Origin of the sequence: Aquimarina macrocephali JAMB N27, from assembly GCF_000520995.1 — a bacterium.
In the GTDB taxonomy this organism is placed as follows: Bacteria; Bacteroidota; Bacteroidia; order Flavobacteriales; family Flavobacteriaceae; genus Aquimarina; species Aquimarina macrocephali.
On sequence record NZ_JACA01000001.1, the window covers coordinates 286,959 to 304,651 of the forward strand.

A 17,693-nucleotide genomic window follows, 5' to 3' on the forward strand; every position below is an offset into this window, starting at 1 on the left:
AAAAAAATCAAGTACTCAACCATACTGAATACTAGCTTTTTTCAGGCTGCAAATATAGTCTTTTAAAATGAAAAAAATAACTCAATTTCTTTAGTTTTTTTCAAGTAGCACTTTACTTCTTTTTTCAACTCCCATGACATCTCTTTTTTTATGGTTATATGGCAGCTTCGAATTGTTTGATTGAATTAATTTTTCGAAATAAATATTTTCCTTATTTTTAGATAAAACTAGTTAAATGGAAACTTATGCAACCGCATTAAGCTATGCAATACCAGGCTTTATTGTACTCATACTTATTGAATATTTAATAAGTAGATGGAGAAAAATACCGGTTAATGAAGGTATGGATACAATTTCGAGTATTAGTTCGGGTATCACAAACACACTCAAAAGCTTGATAGGCCTTACTGTTATTATTTTAAGCTATGAGTGGATGGTTGAACATCTGGCTTTAATAGAAATTAAATCTACAATTTTGATATACATTTTAACCTTTATCGGCTTAGATTTTGTTGGCTATTGGTCTCATCGCTTTAATCATACAATAAATTTATTCTGGAACCGGCATATTATACATCACAGTAGTGAAGAATTTAATCTAGCATGTGCTTTACGGCAAAATGTATCTGCAATAGTTGCTATTTATTTTTTTCTTTACATTCCATTAGCATTAGTTGGGATACCAGCAAGTATAGTTGCATTTGTTGCTCCTATCCATTTCTTTGCTCAATTCTGGTATCATACCCGATTGATCAACAAAATGGGGATTTTAGAACATATCATTGTCACTCCTTCTCACCATAGGGTTCATCATGCTATTAATGATGAATATCTGGATAAAAATTATTCTGAAATATTTATTTTTTGGGATAAACTTTTTGGAACTTTTCAAGAAGAATTACCAGACAAACCACCGATTTATGGCGTAAAAAAGCCTGTAAACACCTGGAATCCTTTCTTTATCAATTTTATGCACCTGTGGGGAATAATAAAAGATGCATGGAGAACCCAAAATTGGTTTGATAAAATCAGGATATGGTTTATGCCTACGGGATGGCGGCCAGAGGATGTAAAAGAAAAATATCCCATACAGCTCATTACTAATCCTTATTCCAGACAAAAATACAAAACTGAAAGTTCATTGGTCTTAAAATTGTGGTCCTGGATTCAGCTCATAACCACAGTAACACTTATGTATTATTTATTGATTAGCGTTGGCGATCTGGAGTTTATTCAAATTATAAATTACTCTATCTTTCTAGCGGTATCAATATTTGCTTATACCTCTCTAATGGATCGACATATAATTTCTTTGTTTGCAGAGTGTATTAAACTTGCAATGGGATTGTACTTTATACTTTACTATGGCAGTTGGTTTAATATTGATACAATTTTTCAAGGAGCTACATTTGTTGTTTTAGGGTATATAATTATATCTTTTTTACTATCCTTATATTTTCAATTAATAGAAAGAAATTACAATTCTCATTCTATTCAGCAAACAGCATAAAAAACCCACTTTAGGATATCTACAGTGGGTTTTATTATTTTAGAATTTATGATCTATTTTAACAAAGGCGAATAAAAAGTTGGGTAATCCACCGCTTTCACCATAGGTAAATTAGAACCATATGTAGTATTTATAGATTCCATTGCTTTATTTGCTAAAAAAGCATAGCCTCTAGCAGTAGGGTGTACTCCATCCAAAGAAAAAGCGCCACCAAAAACTAAATTTCCTTGCAACAAAAAATCATCAAACATTACTCCGCTTTCTGAAGCTTCTTTAAGGATTGTATTTGCATCTACAAATGCTAAACCTGCTTGCTGTATTGATGTACTTATTATGGTATTAAATGTAGTAGTTGCAGCAGATATCTCTTGTTGTTCTGTTGGTATTAATACCCATTTATCTTCCAAAGGAACTGAAACCCCATTTATTAATAATGGATTCCCTCCAACTGTAGTACCTATAAAAGAAGAACTTGGCAATATCAACAAATCTTCTGCAGTAGCATGTCTGTAATTTGGCAAACCAGATCCGGTTAGATTTGTTAAACTTTCATCTTCGATTACTACTGCATTTTGTCCTGCTGCAAATTCTATTGTTCTGGCTTTTCTTTCTGCCTCATCAATTCCTCCAAGGCCTTCTATTTGTAACAATCCTGCATTATAGGCCGCATATCCCTGGTTAACTGCTCCTGCTGTCGCAGCGTCTAAAGGAACAGGGTTATAAGGTACAGTTGTAAAATGTGGTATCGATGTTACATCAGGAATATTAAACGCTACTCCTTTTGCTCCACCAGAAGTTAACGTGGTGACTAACGCATTATAAGCCTGCGTAAATGTAGTTTCATCTGTGATTGGGTTTGTACCATCTCCTCCGGATAAAGCATACCCCAGCACATCGTTATTGCCGATCCACAACGAGAAAAATGTTGGATTCTGAGCCATAGCATCTCCAAGTACAGATGCAGTAGGACCAGAAGCAATTCTTACAAAATAAGGATTAGCCAAATTTGGTAATCCCGCTGCATTACCATATCCTGCTGCAGGTAAATGAAAGCTCTTAGCTCCAGGAATCCCCATATTATTAAAAGGTCCTGATATTACATTTGTTATTTCTGTCGTAGGTAACTCGGGAGTATTATCACCTGGTGTAGTTCCTAATAATCGTGGCCCTGACTCATTAGGTGGATCAGGATTAGGATCACTATAAAAATAAAACCTTGGGTTTAAAGTTGGAGTTCCTCCTATTAAAGCCCCCCCGATATTATCATTCATTAAAGGTTGAGTAAATTCTCCTCCTCCTGCCATGGCAAATTGCTTCGCCAAAATATTAGGCATTGAGTTCTCCTGTCCAGCAATAAACAAGGCGCCATCGGTAAACCCGGCAGCCAGAGAATTTCCTAAGGAAACATATTTTGAAAAATCCGCATTCCCAGAGGTAATTACTACTTCTTCAGCTGTGGTAGAAGCATCATCATCAGATTCGCAAGAAATACATCCAAAAATCAACAGGAGTATTAACCATTTATATTGAGTATTCATCTGTTCTTTTTTTATTGTTTTTTAATCGTTGCTTACAAATTATTTATTGACAAGCCTATGTAATACTGGGATCCAATAAATCCAGTTCCAAATGCCGTGAAGTATTCATCTCCTCCAATGTTAGTCGCACCAACTTTAAGAGTAGTTTTCAATTTTGGGATTTTATAATTTATCTGGGCATCGATAACCGAGAAAGATGGTATATCTCCATTTCCAAATGATGCTTCCCAGAAGTAACCATCACTCCAACGATAACTCACGTTAAATCCAAAATTTTCAAACAAATTTGTATGCCCAAACGTAGCTTTTACCTTATGTTTTGGAGTATTAAAATTAGTCATGAAATCAGGGTCTTTATCTTTATCAAAATCTTGTTCTGCATAGGTATAGTTTACGCCTAAATCAAAATCTCCTGGAATTCTGGTATTCACACCAATCGTAGCTCCAAAAGATTTTATATCTACATCTGAATTCGTATACGCCTGATACACTTTAAAATCATCATTCTGCAATGCTAGAAGCGATAATGTTCCATCTCCTACCTGACCGTATAATGGCACTATCACATTTTCGGTTGATATAAAATCTGTATACTGGTTATAATACCCGCTTAGATCAATAATAAATTTCTTTATTTTACCCCGATACCCAACTTCGAAAGCAGAAATTTTTTCTGGCTCTACAAGTGTTGAACCAGAGGCTTCTGGTGTTCCATTTGTTACTGAACTTGCCGAAAACGAATTTTCATAAGCTGCTCTACCTGTTATTGTAACCGTATCAGATCCTACAATAGTTTCACCTGCTCCACTTAAGTCATCAAATGATCTTATATCTCTGTCTAAATTATCTTTAGCCGATCCAACCAATATTGCACGTCCTACATCAAGGCCAATATACAAATCCTGTGTTGTTGGATTTCTAAATCCTGTTTGTACAGAGGCACGAATATTATGATTTCTTTCACTACCTAAGGTATACCCAATAGACAACCTAGGCGATAAATTGCCATCAAACAATTCAGATTTATCATATCGCACAGATCCTGTTACTTTTACTCTTTCATCTGCAAATTTTTTCTGAATTTGTGTATATGCTCCATATTCAGAATATCTAATAGGTCCGTCAAAATCTGTAAAGATTGTGCCTGAAGAATTCAGTTTATACTCTCTAAATGATCCTCCTATCTGAATATCTGCGAAATCGCCAGTAAAATGACTTAAATTATAATTAACATCCACGTGTTTTAATTGAGAAGCATCTTGAAATTTTGATCCGGTTAATAGGTTCGGGTCATTGGTTACCGTTTCAAAAGCTTGTTCAAACCCTGGTGTTCCTGGTATGAGACGACCCGTATCTGCTGTTTGCCTTGCAATAAGATGAGCCTGTTCTGGTAATTGGCCAGCTAATGTTGCCTGGACAAAAGCACCTGCATATTCACCAAACCAAGTTTGATCGTCTTTCCATTTTCTATTAATATTAATTCCGGTAAATCTTATATCATAAGAATCTCCTGCACTTTCATCTGTTAAATACCCTCTAACAAAAAAGTTATTATTCTTAAATTCTAATTTGTGCTGCTGCAAGAAAAAATTACGAATTGAATATCGATTTGCTCCTTGGTAAATTGTAGTTCCTCTACCTATTTTTCCGTTATAAATAACTTCAAAATCATTAGCAAATGGTCTATAATGCAGTGCTGCATCGAATTTTATACTTTCTGCTTTATTAGCATTTAAATCTTGCTCATCATATCCTGTTCTACTAACGCTCTCATCTGGCAGTAGGTTTTCGGCTCCTGCTGGTAAAATCCCTCTATTTACAAGTGCTTCTCCCACACCTCTTATATTGATTCCAAAATCATCACCATATACATTAAGACCATCATAATTGGGGTCTGACCTATCTGTAGTCGGGTCTAAAACATTAACAGTGCTGGTTGCAAACCAATCTGTACCTCTCAGGTACGAAAAATTTGCTTTTGCCGCGAATTTCTCAGAAAACTTATGCGCAACCCTGATTCCGTAATCATAAAACTCATTATCTCCTGCGGCTTCTTGTGAAGTAATTCCGCCTTTAAAATATGCACTAATTCCATGATGGTCAAATGGATTTTTACTCGTCATAAACAGAATTCCGTTAAAAGCATTTGCACCATACAATGCAGAAGATGCTCCTGGCAATAGTTCTACACTATTAACATCTAATTCTGTCATTCCCAACAGATTTCCTAATACAAAATTAAGAGCTGGTGCAGTATTATCCATCCCATCTACCAATTGCACAAAACGAGTATTTGCAAATGTTGCAAATCCTCTTGTGTTAATCGATTTAAACGTTAAACTGTTAGTATTGACATCAACTCCTTTAAGGTTTTCTAATCCATCATAAAAATCTACTGAAGGTGTGTTTTTAATTTCTTTAATTCCGAAACGTTCAACACTCACTGGTGATTCGAAGATACGTTCTGGAGTTCTGGAAGCCGAAATGACTACTTCATCTAGTTCTGTACCTTCTTTTAATATAATAGTCAAATCTGTCGTTTGTGAAGATATATCTATTGATGAGGATTCGAACCCTACAGAACTCGCTATTATTGTAAAAGGAGGCGATTCCTGAACCGTTAAAGTAAAAATACCGTCAAAATCTGTTACTGTTCCCGAAGAAGAGTTTTTTAATGCAATATTGGCTCCAGGAATAGGTTGGTTACCATCATCAACAACTTTTCCACTAATTGTTGTTTGTGCAGTAGCAATAATGCATACCATCATCATTATTACTAATGTAATTTTTTTCATGCCCCTAAGTTTTAATAGTTATGACAACAATATACGTTTTTTTAATAATCTTTCAATAAAACCGCCAAACCTTTGTGATTTCATTATTAAAAAAACCATTCTACAACATTATTATCATTTCGTGATTTCTATTTGTTATCCTATCACTATTAAAAGTTCTAATAAAAGCTAAAAACCCTATCCGAAATTTTTCAGATAGGGTTACTATATTTTAATCAATCTCTATATAAGAGAACTCGTTATTCTACAGTTACAGACTTTGCAAGATTTCTTGGTTGATCTACATTTTTATCCAACATTACAGCAATATAATATGATAATAATTGCAAAGGTATTGTTGTAAGAAGAGGTGTTAAAAATTCTTCTGTTTCTGGTATTTCTATAACATGATCAGCAAGTTCTTTCACAGTAACGTCTCCCTCTGTAACAATTCCGATAATCTTTCCTTTTCTGGATTTAATTTCCTGAATATTACTTACCACTTTATCATAGTGCCCTTTTTTGGTTGCTATTACAACAACTGGCATTTGTTCATCAATTAATGCTATTGGCCCATGTTTCATTTCTGCTGCCGGATACCCTTCTGCATGTATATACGATATCTCTTTTAATTTTAATGCTCCTTCCAAAGCAACAGGAAAATTATATCCTCTACCTAAATACAGGAAGTTTTTTGCATCTTTATATGTATCTGCAATAAACTTAATATGGTCATTAGATTCTAAAGTCTTTTTAACTTTTTCTGGAATTCTCTCTAATTCTTGTAAATAATAATGAAAATCGCTATTAGAAATTGTTCCTTTTCTCTCTGCCAGTTTTAATGCTATTAAAGATAGTACTGTTATTTGAGTAGTAAATGCTTTTGTAGAAGCAACCCCTATTTCTGGTCCTGCATGAGTATAAGCCCCTGCATGAGTCTCTCTCGAGATCGAGGACCCAACCACGTTACAAACTCCAAAAACAAAAGCTCCATTTTCTTTAGCTAGCTTAATTGCTGCCATTGTATCTGCCGTTTCACCACTTTGTGATATTGCTATTACAACATCATCCTGATGAATTACTGGGTTTCGATACCTGAACTCTGATGCATATTCTACTTCGACAGGTATACGAACTAATTCCTCAAAAATATATTCTGCCACCAAACCAGCGTGCCATGAGGTACCACAAGCAATAACAATGATGCGTTTTGCATTTAATAGTTTAGCAAGATTATCATCAATACCTGCCATTTTTATAATCCCTTCTGCAACTCGCATTCTACCTCTATAGGTATCGCTAATCGCATTAGGCTGCTCATAAATTTCTTTGAGCATAAAATGATCATAACCCCCTTTTTCTATTTGCTCCAGGTTAATTTGCAGCTCTTGCAAATATGGATCTACTGGCTTATCATCTTTAATATTCCTTACTTTGACCCCCTTATTTCTTCTTACAACTGCCATTTCACCATCTTCGAGGTAAATTGCATTATTTGTATATTCTATAAAAGGAGATGCATCAGAGGCTATAAAAAACTCATCTTCACCCACGCCGATAGCTAGCGGACTACCCAATCTCGCTACAACGATCTCATCTGGTTTTTGCTTATCAAAAACAGCAATTGCATACGCACCTACAGTTTGATTTAGAGCAATCTGAACTGCTTTACCCAGTTTTACATTTTCTTTAGTCTTTACATCCTCTATAAGATTTACTAATACTTCTGTATCAGTTTCTGAGGTAAATGTATATCCTCGATTAATCAATTCTTTACGGAGAGCATCATAATTTTCTATGATTCCGTTATGAATGATTACCAGATTACCCGAGTTAGAATAATGTGGATGTGAATTCACATCATTAGGAACTCCGTGTGTTGCCCATCTGGTATGTCCTATTCCTATTGTTCCTTTTGTAGGAATTTCTTTTAGTAATCTCTTTTCCAGATCTGCTACTTTTCCTTTGGTTTTAGACAATTTAATGTCTTTTCCATCGTAAAGAGCAATCCCTGCAGAGTCATAGCCTCTGTACTCTAATCTTTTTAAGCCTTTTAAAACAATTGGATAGGCTTCTCTATGCCCTATGTACCCTACAATTCCGCACATGATTTAAGTTTTTAAAATATTGTTAGTTTTCCTTTGACGATGTATAAAAAATATCAAGTTTTAAACGTTTTGATTCAGGAACATTTACTCCATTTCCATAGAGAATTGTTCCTTCGTGGGAAACTATTGATGAGGAGGGAATTATCTCATTTTTAGTTGTAGGGGTATCGCCTATTGCGCTTGTTATTATGTTTACATTTTGAGATACTGACAATCCTAGTTTAGCATTTTCAATTTCACCTTTTAAAACGTTTAGGATATACTGTGTTATTCTTATTTTATAAAATTCTCCATTCTTATCAGAATCACGACTGATTCTTCCCAAGTGGTTAATACCAGAAACCAGAGGAATATCTCTATCAATACTACCATCCAACAAATAATCAAGAAGCACTGTTCCTGTCTCCATATTAAATATAAAGATTCTTTCGGGCTCTGTATCCCCTCCTGTTACTTCATTTTGATTAATATAGAATTTTAGGCTTGCATCATTAACCAACCAATCTTGCCTCTTTAAGAAACTAAGTTCATTTTCTTCTTCGCCATTTTCATTGGTGACATTGCCTCCAAATAAATCGATTACTGCATATGAACCATCACCTCCTTTTAGGTATAAATTACTTTCTCCATTTATTGTATCCTGATTTTCCTCTTTCAATTCGTCTGCGATAGGCGAATTATCATTTAGAGTTCCATCCAATTCGGTGGTAATAGAATTTATAAAAGTATTAGCAAAATTTAAATCCAATTTATCATCTTTACGCGTAGTGACATCATTTGAAGTTTCATCAAAACTGTAATGAAGGGTTATCTGCGCATCTCTAGTATTAAGGTATATTAAATTTCCATTATTATTTATAGGTTCTGCTTTAATATAAATTCCTCTAAAATAATTTCTGAAATTGTTTAAATTGCTCAGCTCTACACTACCTGCTTTATCCAAAAACAATGTTGAAAACAGTGTTTTTATATCATCTGGAAACTCAACTCGTAATCTAGGAGTTAGTCTTTCTCTTTTGGTCGTAGTCTCCCCGTTGGTAACGGTTTCGGTTGTTACAATAATTTCTTCAGCAGAAGGAACAAGATTGTTATTAGTATATAGCAATGTTTGCTCTACTTCTGTTCCAAAATTAGTTTCAACATCATCAGAGTAATATACTTGTCTTTCATTAGATTCAGGATCAAAATCTCTTAAAAAGTAATTAGATTTATACAACGAAAGTTTAATAGGTTGGTTTCCATAAATCGAATCTAACCTATAGGTAGTTGCTGTCTCTGTAACATTATCTACTTGAACCGATGTTGTACCTGTTGCAGTACTAAAATATGGCAAGCTAAAAATAACACTGTCTAACACTGCATTGGTTCCAAAAGCAGGGTTTAACTTTGACGGTTGAATCTGCGACAAAATACTATACACTGATTGCCCATATATAGGATCATTATAAACTCCTAACAAATTAGAATGTGCAGTCCCTTGTTGATCAATCCCTAAACCACTTGTACGTACTCTTTCGAATTTTTTACTGTATGCTATTGGCACTGCAGAGTATTGCTTGTCCTCAAAATTAACATCTCCGATAACTTCACTACCAACAGAATCAAAATCATCGTTACAAGACAAAAAGGTAAAAACAACAGCTACTATAGCCATTATCCTAATTAAAATATTCTTCAATTTCATAAATAATTTCGTCGTTTTGCTTACACCAATACCTCTGTCTGATAGAAGGTTTCATAGGCATCAGCAAATTCATCTGGTTTTTTATATTCTAAAACTGGTTGGTCTATTGTTTTTAAATGCTCAACAAGTTCTGATGGAATTTCTTCGGATCCCACAATAATTGCATCAGAATTATCCACAGCCACCTTCATAAGGTTACTATATGTTGGCTGAGCTAAATCACTTATTTTTTCTTCAGCTATTCCATCAAACTTTACTTTTTCCATCATATTCTTATCCAATATCCCGTCATAACCATTATTATATACAGAAGTAACAATTTTACTATGACCAAAAAGAGGTTCATTAGCATAATAATTCTTTAAGTATAATGGCAAAAGAGAAGCTAACCATCCATGTACATGAATCACATCTGGTGACCAGTTTAACTTCTTAACTGTTTCGATCACTCCTTTAGCAAAAAAGATTGCTCTCTCATCATTATCAGGAAATAATTTCCCTTCTTCATCAGTTAATGTTGCTTTTCTTTTAAAATAATCCTCATTATCGATAAAATAAACTTGCATTCGTTCTTTTGGAATAGAAGCAACTTTAATAATAAGAGGCATATCTAGGTCATTAATTACTAAATTCATACCTGAAAGCCGAATTACTTCGTGCAACTGATGCCTCCTTTCATTGATATTGCCATATCTAGGCATAAAAATTCTTATTTGACCCCCTTTATTATTTACCATTCTTGGCGCTTCAAAAGACATAGATGAGATTTCAGTCTCTGGCAGGTAAGGTATTACTTCTGATGATACATACAATATCCTCTTATCTTTCATATAATCGATACTTTTATCGTCCTCCTTTTGGAATTAATTTTGCAAAATTACGAAAATTTATGCAGTCTGCCAGTAATATCTTATTTTTGCACGCCTTTAAGTTATACACCAAATGCGGTTACACGGAAAAAGACGAGATATACTAGAAGATGTTGCAGCTTTTAATAAGCAGAACAAAACCATTGGATTTGTTCCTACTATGGGAGCATTGCACAAGGGTCATCTTGCACTGATAGAAAGAGCTCTCAAGGAAAATCAAAAAGTTATAGTTAGTATTTTTGTGAACCCCACACAATTTAATACTACCGAAGATTTGGTTAATTATCCTCGAACTTTGGATTCTGATATTGAACTTTTATCAGAGTTATCTAAAGAAATAATTGTATTCGCTCCTACGCCAAAAGAGGTCTATGGAGACGAAATGTCATCAACTAATTATGATTTTGAAGGGTTAGAAAACGAAATGGAAGGCAAATACAGGCCTGGTCATTTTGATGGAGTTGGGACGGTCTTAAAACATTTCTTTACTATTGTCAATCCAAATAAAGCATACTTTGGCGAAAAAGATTTTCAACAACTTCAAATTGTTAAAAAATTAGTTGAAATTGAAAAAATGTCCGTTCAAATCATTGGTTGTCCTATTTATAGAGAAAAAAACGGATTGGCTTTAAGTTCTCGAAACAAAAGGCTAGACCAGAAACAACTTAATGAATCTCCCTTGATTTATTCAATCCTGAAACAAGTAAAAAAAGACTTTGGCACAAAAAGTGTTCATATCTTAAACAAATGGGTGTCAGAACAATTCAAAAATAATGATGAATTAAAATTAGAATACTTTGAAATTGCAAAGGTATCTGACTTAAAATCCATTAAACGAAAACAAAAAGATACTAAATACAGAGCTTTTATAGCTGTATTTGCAGGAGAAATAAGACTCATTGATAACATTGCCCTAAATTAAAAATAACTAACTTTGTAACATGTTTGTACACGTAGTAAAATCAAAAATTCATCGCGTTAAAGTGACTGGTGCCGATCTTAATTATATCGGTAGTATAACTATAGATCAAGATCTAATGGATGCTGCTAATATTGTTGAGGGAGAAAAGGTACAGATTGTAAATAATAATAATGGAGAACGTTTAGAAACTTACGCTATCCCAGGACCTAGAAACAGTGGTGAAATTACATTAAATGGTGCTGCTGCTCGAAAAGTAGCAAAAGGAGATGTATTAATACTAATCACCTATGCCATGATGGATATTGAAGAAGCTAAAAACTTCAAACCAAGACTTCTTTTCCCAAACGAGGAAAATAATTTATTAAAATAAATAGTGAACCCTAAACTTATAAAGTTTCTTAAAATTATACTCCCTTTAGCATTGGGAGTTTTTTTAATTTGGTATTCTATCGCTTCGGCAACTCCAGAAGAAAGACAAAAAACGCTTCAGTATATCACACAAGCAGACCCTAAGTGGATTATCCTTTCTGTTATTATGGGAATCATTTCTCATCTCTCAAGAGCATACCGTTGGATATTTTTATTAGAACCTTTAGGATACCCGATCAAACTATCAAATAGTTTTATGGCCGTTATGGTGGGATACCTTGCGAATCTGGGAATCCCAAGATCTGGAGAAATTCTACGGGGAGGTACGATATCAACATATGAAGGTGTTCCTTTTAAAAAAGCTTTCGGAACCATTATCTCAGAACGAGTTATTGATTTGCTAATGCTTTTACTAATAATAGGCATCACACTGCTTTTTCAATCAGAACTTCTATTATCGTACTTAGAAGAAAAAATTGCAAGTCCTTTTATCACTCTTGCTGTTTTATTAGGGCTATTAATTGCCGGAATAGCATTCTTAAAAATCATAAAAACCTCTAGCAATCCAATACTTATTAAATTACGAAATTTTGGAAATGGTCTTTTAGAAGGAGTAAAAAGCATTTCTAAGATAAGGCAAAAAAGAGCTTTTGTGTTTCATACTTTTTTTATTTGGACACTTTATATAGGGATGTTTTATATCATCAAATTTACGGTTCCCGAAACCACTTCTTTATCTATAGGCCCTATATTGGCAACCTTTGTAGCTGGATCATTTGCTATGTCTACCACCAATGGAGGTATTGGTGCATTTCCTATCGCCATTGCTACAATTTTACTGCTTTTTGATATCGAAAAACCAGCGGGAGAAGCTTTTGGCTGGATATTATGGGGCTCGCAAACCGCAATAAATATAATCATTGGGGCGTTATCCTTTTTGTTTCTCCCTATTTTAAACAGAGAAAAATAAGGAAATAATTTATATATTGTCCCTTGCTTAACCTTAATCCTAATACTTATGAAAAAAAGTGTGACTCTTATTATAGCTTGTATTTTTGTTGTTTCCAGTTATGGTCAAACAATATATGAGTCTTTCAGATCTATCAAATTAGACCAAAGTAGAGAGTTAAAAATTCAGCTTCCGCGTAATTACAAGAAAAATGAAGATAAAATATACCCCTTGATTATTGTTCTTGATGGGGATTATTTATTCGAACCTGTTGCCGGAAACGTGGATTACTTTTCCTATTGGGAAGATATGCCTGAATCAATTGTTGTTGGTGTTAATCAAAGAAAAACCAGAGAAGATGATTGCAGGTATGATACTGCAGAATTTTTACCTACTCTAAAAGGAGCAGAATTCTTTGAATTTATAGGGCAGGAGCTTGTTCCTTATCTTAATGAAACTTATCGTACTGCACAACTTAAAATTATTGTTGGACATGACTATACCGCTAATTTTATAAATTACTTTTTATTTAAAGACAATCCTATTTTTCAGGGATATATATGCATTAGTCCAGAATTAGGACCACCAATGGGAGATCGAATTTCAAGTAAATTAGAGATTTCTTCTGATATTTGGTATTATCTGGCTACTGCAACTAATGATGCCGATAATATCAAAAAGAACCTCATTGCTCTAGATGAAAAGCTGTCTACAATAGAAAATACTGAAATGAGTTATTTCTTTGATAATTTTGAAGAATCTTCTCACTATACTTTGGTTGGAAAAGCTATCCCTAATGCCCTCGAAGGTATTTTTGAAATGTATCGCCCAATCAGTAAGAAAACTTACAAAGAAGTTCTCCTTACACTAGAAACTTCGCCCTATGACTATCTTGTAGATATGTATAAAACTACAGAAAAGTTGTATGGTATAAAGCGTAAAATAAGAATCAACGATTTTATTGCAGTATCTACCGCTCTCGAAAAGAATGAAAACTGGTCAGAATTAGAACCTTTAGGTAAGTTAGCTATAAAAGAGCATTCTGATTTAATGCTGGGATATTATTATTTAGGTATGTTCTATGAGCAAACAGGAGAACCTAAAAAAGCTATGAGAGCTTATGAAAGTGGTTTTCAGCTTTCTGAAGTTGCTTTCTTAACTAAAGATTATATGCTGGATAAAGTCAACAAAATTAAAGAAGATTTTGGCTGGTAAACTTATCAATCACGTACATAAAAAAAGATCTTGTTTTTCAGGATCTTTTTGTTTTTGATAGCTACGTATGATTTTGTTGGTTAAATATTCATAGATAGGCCTGTGAATACTATATATAGATATTGTATTTCCGACTAAGAAGATTGATTTTTTAAATTCGAACAAAATATTTGATACTTGTTTTAAGAGTTCATTTTTGTTTACGGTATTATCAAAATAATAGTATTTTTACACTCTTATCAATCTTCTATGGCTAAAACCAAAACTGTTTTTTTCTGTCAGAATTGTGGAGCACAATATTCCAAATGGCAAGGACAATGTACATCGTGTAAGGAGTGGAATACTATTGCCGAAGAAGTCGTTCAAAAAGCTTCAGCAAGTGACTGGAAAAGTGCTACATCTAGCTCTAAAACAAATAAAACAGCAAAGCCCTTACGGATTTCAGAAATTGACACTAGTCAGGAAGCTCGATATAATACAGATGATGCAGAATTAAATCGGGTACTTGGAGGAGGATTGGTACCTGGCTCTTTAACACTACTAGGAGGCGAACCAGGAATAGGAAAAAGTACATTACTATTACAAATCAGTCTTAAATTACCATATAAAACATTATATGTTTCTGGAGAAGAAAGTCAACAGCAAATCAAGATGCGTGCAGAACGTATTTATTCTAAAACGGATAATTGCTTAATTCTTACCGAAACCAAGACTCAAAATATCTTTAGGCAAATTGAGGAGACTCAACCCGATATTGTTATTATAGATTCTATCCAAACCTTACACAGTGATTATATTGAAAGTAGTCCAGGAAGTATTTCTCAGATCAGAGAATGCACTACAGAATTAATCAAGTTTGCCAAAGAAACTGCAACACCTGTGGTATTGATTGGTCATATCACAAAAGATGGCAATATCGCCGGCCCAAAAATCCTGGAGCATATGGTTGATACTGTACTACAATTTGAAGGAGATCGAAACCATGTATACAGAATTTTACGTGCTTTAAAAAATAGATTTGGGTCTACTTCTGAGTTAGGAATTTACGAAATGCAAGGAAGCGGTCTTCGTGAAGTTACGAATCCCAGTGAAATCCTGATCTCTAAAAAAGAAGAAGAATTGAGCGGTACAGTTATAGCCTCTACGGTAGAGGGTATGCGACCACTCATGATAGAAGTACAAGCCTTAGTAAGCACCGCTGTATACGGAACACCTCAACGTAGCGCAACAGGATACAATCTCAAACGTCTTAATATGATCCTTGCAGTTTTAGAGAAACGCGCTGGTTTTAGATTAGGAGCCAAAGATGTATTCCTTAATATCACAGGTGGCATCTCTGTAGATGATCCTGCAATTGATCTGGCAGTAGTTGCAGCAATATTATCTTCAAGTGAAGACATACCTATACCCAAAGACTTTTGCTTTGCTGCAGAGGTTGGCCTGGCAGGAGAAATACGCCCGGTAACCAAAGTAGAACAACGCATACAAGAAGCAGAGAAACTAGGTTTCTCTACTATCTTTGTTTCTAAATACAATAAAATATCCCTACAAAATACTCAAATTCAAATTCAGATGGTTGCCAAAATTGAAGATGTAGTTGAGTTTTTGTTTGGCTAAGGAGCCGGATTAGGATTACTTTCATGTACCGCCTCTATCTCATCTAAAATCGCATCAGAAAGGGTAATATCGATACTACCAATATTTTCTTTTAACTGATCCAATGATGTAGCACCAATAATATTACTAGTTACAAAAGGACGATCATTTATAAATGCCAAAGCCATTTGAGTTAAACTTATACCATGTTTTTTTGCTATCTCATTATAAGCTCTTGTTGCTTCAAACGATTTCTCGTTGTGATATCTTGCAAATTGAGGAAATAAGGTTACCCTTGCATTTTTTGGAGTTTCCTCGAGGTATTTTCCTGTTAATTGTCCAAAACCAAGTGGAGAATAAGGTAAATGCCCAATATTTTCGCGATGCAAAACTTCGGTAAGACCTATCTCATCTTTTCGGTTTAATAAATTATATGGGTTTTGAACCGTAATCATTTTCGGAGCTCCTTTTCGAGCTTCTTCAGCATAGCGCATTACTCCATAAGGCGTTTCATTAGAAAGACCTATTTGTCTTATTTTTCCTGCTGCAACAAAATCCTGAAGATAGCTTAACACCTCTCCAAAATTATCTTTCCATTGCTCTGATTCGTCATGAGTATACCCTCTAACTCCAAAGAAATTGGTCTCTCGTTCTGGCCAATGCAGTTGGTATAAATCAATATAATCCGTTTGTAATCGTTGCAGACTTTTATGTATTGCATCAGTAAACTCTGCTTTTGTAAAACCTCCTGTACGAATATGATTAACAAAATCTCTCGGGCCAACAATTTTTGTAGCGATAACTACATCATCCCGTTTGTTTGTTTTTTTTAACCACGTTCCAATAATTCTTTCTGTGCTTCCCTGGGTTTTTTTATCTGCCGGAACAGAATACAACTCTGCAGTATCAATAAAATTAATCCCCTGATCAATCGCATAGTCCAACTGTTGATGTCCTTCTTCTTCTGTATTTTGTTCACCCCAGGTCATGCTTCCCAGACATATTTTACTTACTCGTATATCTGTACCTGGTAATGTAGTGTACTTCATTCTTTTGGTTATAAATTTTTAAGTTGAGAATAAAAAAACTTCAAATCAGTTTTTGATCAAAAGTAGAAACTCTTCTCTTAGTTAGTGTAAAAATTATCATAATAAATCTGATTAAAACACAACCCACACCTCTGCATCTTTTCTTTCTAGATGTGAAATAAATCCACAATCAGCATACCAAATCAACAGTTTTGAAATAACGAGTTAAAAACATTTATTACATAAATTACTTATAATCAATTATTTAAATTAAAAAATAAAATGTTTCATATTCTGGAATGATAATTTCTTTTTACATAATAAAGTATAACAAAATTAATTCTAAGAATATGAAAAAGATAAGTATCATAGCTGCTATCTGTGTTGTCCTATTTTCATTCCAAACCGTATCTGCACAAGAAGTCGAAGAAGCTCTGCCAATTACTAAAACTGAAGCTTCTACCAATCAGGAGGATTATAAGCAAGTCAAAATAGAAAAACTTTCTGAAATCATTAAAGCTGCTGTAGAAAAAGATTTTCCAGAAGCTAGTATTTCTGAAGCCTATACTGATAAGATTGGAAATTACAAATTAATCCTTACCATAGGTAACGACACTAAAACGGTATATACCAACGCTAGGGGAGAATGGTTTGATCCAAGTAAAAAAGGGTGATACCAAGTTACTGACTTCCTTATTTTAACCAGAAAAGAGCTTCTTATATAAGAAGCTCTTTTTTTTAATTAAAACGGATACGACTACCCCTTGCCGCATCCGTTTCACACACTAAACCAACCTAAAATTATTCCTCCAGCATCCATCAAATATATTTTAGGAATGAACCTATAAAAGCTTCTCTCTATACATAAATGCTACATTTTTTCCTTTCTATTTTTACTTTATTTGAACCCCTATTCCAAGTTTAATCTATAGATTAAAGTAATCATATGTTCATTGGTTTACTCAAAAGTAAGGCAGACTATCGTTTTACAAAACACAGAATGAGGGAATGGTGGTTTTGAATGAGGGAACTCTCATTTTTAAGGTATTATCTAGTCGTTATTTGGATAGATTTGTCATCAGACTTGATCAGAAATCTAGAGCTTAGAAAGCTCCTTTATGTTTAAAAACA

The 17,693-nt window shown here is 34.0% G+C and carries 13 protein-coding genes; 7 read left to right on the top strand and 6 right to left on the bottom strand.

Going from position 1 to position 17,693, the window contains the following annotated elements:
* Nucleotides 1–235 precede the first annotated feature (235 nt).
* A complete protein-coding gene (locus Z054_RS0101435) occupies nt 236–1,510 on the top strand; it encodes a sterol desaturase family protein (protein WP_024768323.1) in 1,275 nt (424 codons plus the stop codon).
* Between the two features lie 53 nt (nt 1,511–1,563).
* Here the strand turns inward: Z054_RS0101435 and Z054_RS0101440 are convergent, their stop codons facing one another.
* The 5 genes from Z054_RS0101440 to Z054_RS0101460 all read right to left on the bottom strand — a co-directional run bounded on the left by Z054_RS0101440 (nt 1,564) and on the right by Z054_RS0101460 (nt 10,444).
* The gene (locus Z054_RS0101440; protein ID WP_024768324.1) at nt 1,564–3,048 is read right to left on the bottom strand and encodes an SGNH/GDSL hydrolase family protein; all 1,485 of its coding nucleotides are present in this window, start codon (nt 3,046–3,048) and stop codon (nt 1,564–1,566) included.
* Nucleotides 3,049–3,080: 32 nt separating this feature from the next.
* The gene (locus Z054_RS0101445) at nt 3,081–5,843 is read right to left on the bottom strand and encodes a TonB-dependent receptor (protein WP_024768325.1); all 2,763 of its coding nucleotides are present in this window, start codon (nt 5,841–5,843) and stop codon (nt 3,081–3,083) included.
* Between the two features lie 239 nt (nt 5,844–6,082).
* Nucleotides 6,083–7,930 (bottom strand): glutamine--fructose-6-phosphate transaminase (isomerizing), encoded by a 1,848-nt coding sequence (glmS, locus tag Z054_RS0101450; RefSeq protein ID WP_024768326.1) that lies wholly within the window; start codon nt 7,928–7,930, stop codon nt 6,083–6,085.
* A 22-nt stretch (nt 7,931–7,952) separates the two neighbouring features.
* Complete coding sequence (locus Z054_RS0101455; RefSeq protein WP_084050026.1) at nt 7,953–9,614, bottom strand: DUF4270 domain-containing protein; 1,662 nt, start codon at nt 9,612–9,614, stop codon at nt 7,953–7,955.
* Nucleotides 9,615–9,634: 20 nt separating this feature from the next.
* The gene (locus Z054_RS0101460) at nt 9,635–10,444 is read right to left on the bottom strand and encodes a glycogen/starch synthase (protein WP_024768328.1); all 810 of its coding nucleotides are present in this window, start codon (nt 10,442–10,444) and stop codon (nt 9,635–9,637) included.
* A gap of 112 nt (nt 10,445–10,556) precedes the next feature.
* Here Z054_RS0101460 and panC point away from each other — a divergent pair, with 112 nt between their 5' ends.
* From panC to radA, 5 genes are all read left to right on the top strand, one after another.
* Nucleotides 10,557–11,405, top strand: a complete 849-nt coding sequence (panC, locus tag Z054_RS0101465) for a pantoate--beta-alanine ligase (protein ID WP_024768329.1) — start codon at nt 10,557–10,559, stop codon at nt 11,403–11,405.
* A 19-nt stretch (nt 11,406–11,424) separates the two neighbouring features.
* Nucleotides 11,425–11,775, top strand: coding sequence for an aspartate 1-decarboxylase (gene panD / locus Z054_RS0101470; protein WP_024768330.1), 351 nt, complete (start codon nt 11,425–11,427; stop codon nt 11,773–11,775).
* 3 nt (nt 11,776–11,778) lie between these two features.
* Complete coding sequence (locus Z054_RS0101475; protein ID WP_024768331.1) at nt 11,779–12,744, top strand: lysylphosphatidylglycerol synthase transmembrane domain-containing protein; 966 nt, start codon at nt 11,779–11,781, stop codon at nt 12,742–12,744.
* Nucleotides 12,745–12,792: 48 nt separating this feature from the next.
* Nucleotides 12,793–13,938: an alpha/beta hydrolase gene (locus Z054_RS0101480; protein ID WP_024768332.1), complete on the top strand. Its 1,146-nt coding sequence runs from the start codon at nt 12,793–12,795 to the stop codon at nt 13,936–13,938.
* Nucleotides 13,939–14,187: 249 nt separating this feature from the next.
* Nucleotides 14,188–15,555, top strand: a complete 1,368-nt coding sequence (gene radA, locus Z054_RS0101485; protein WP_024768333.1) for a DNA repair protein RadA — start codon at nt 14,188–14,190, stop codon at nt 15,553–15,555.
* Here the strand turns inward: radA and Z054_RS0101490 are convergent.
* Nucleotides 15,552–16,583 carry an aldo/keto reductase gene (locus Z054_RS0101490; protein ID WP_024768334.1) on the bottom strand — a complete coding sequence of 344 codons (1,032 nt, stop codon included), beginning with the start codon at nt 16,581–16,583 and terminating at the stop codon, nt 15,552–15,554. The genes radA and Z054_RS0101490 overlap by 4 nt on opposite strands.
* 329 nt (nt 16,584–16,912) lie before the next feature.
* Between Z054_RS0101490 and Z054_RS0101495 the strand changes: the two genes are divergently transcribed.
* Nucleotides 16,913–17,236 carry a cell division protein FtsQ/DivIB gene (locus Z054_RS0101495; RefSeq protein ID WP_024768335.1) on the top strand — a complete coding sequence of 108 codons (324 nt, stop codon included), beginning with the start codon at nt 16,913–16,915 and terminating at the stop codon, nt 17,234–17,236.
* The last annotated feature ends 457 nt before the right edge of the window (nt 17,237–17,693 follow it).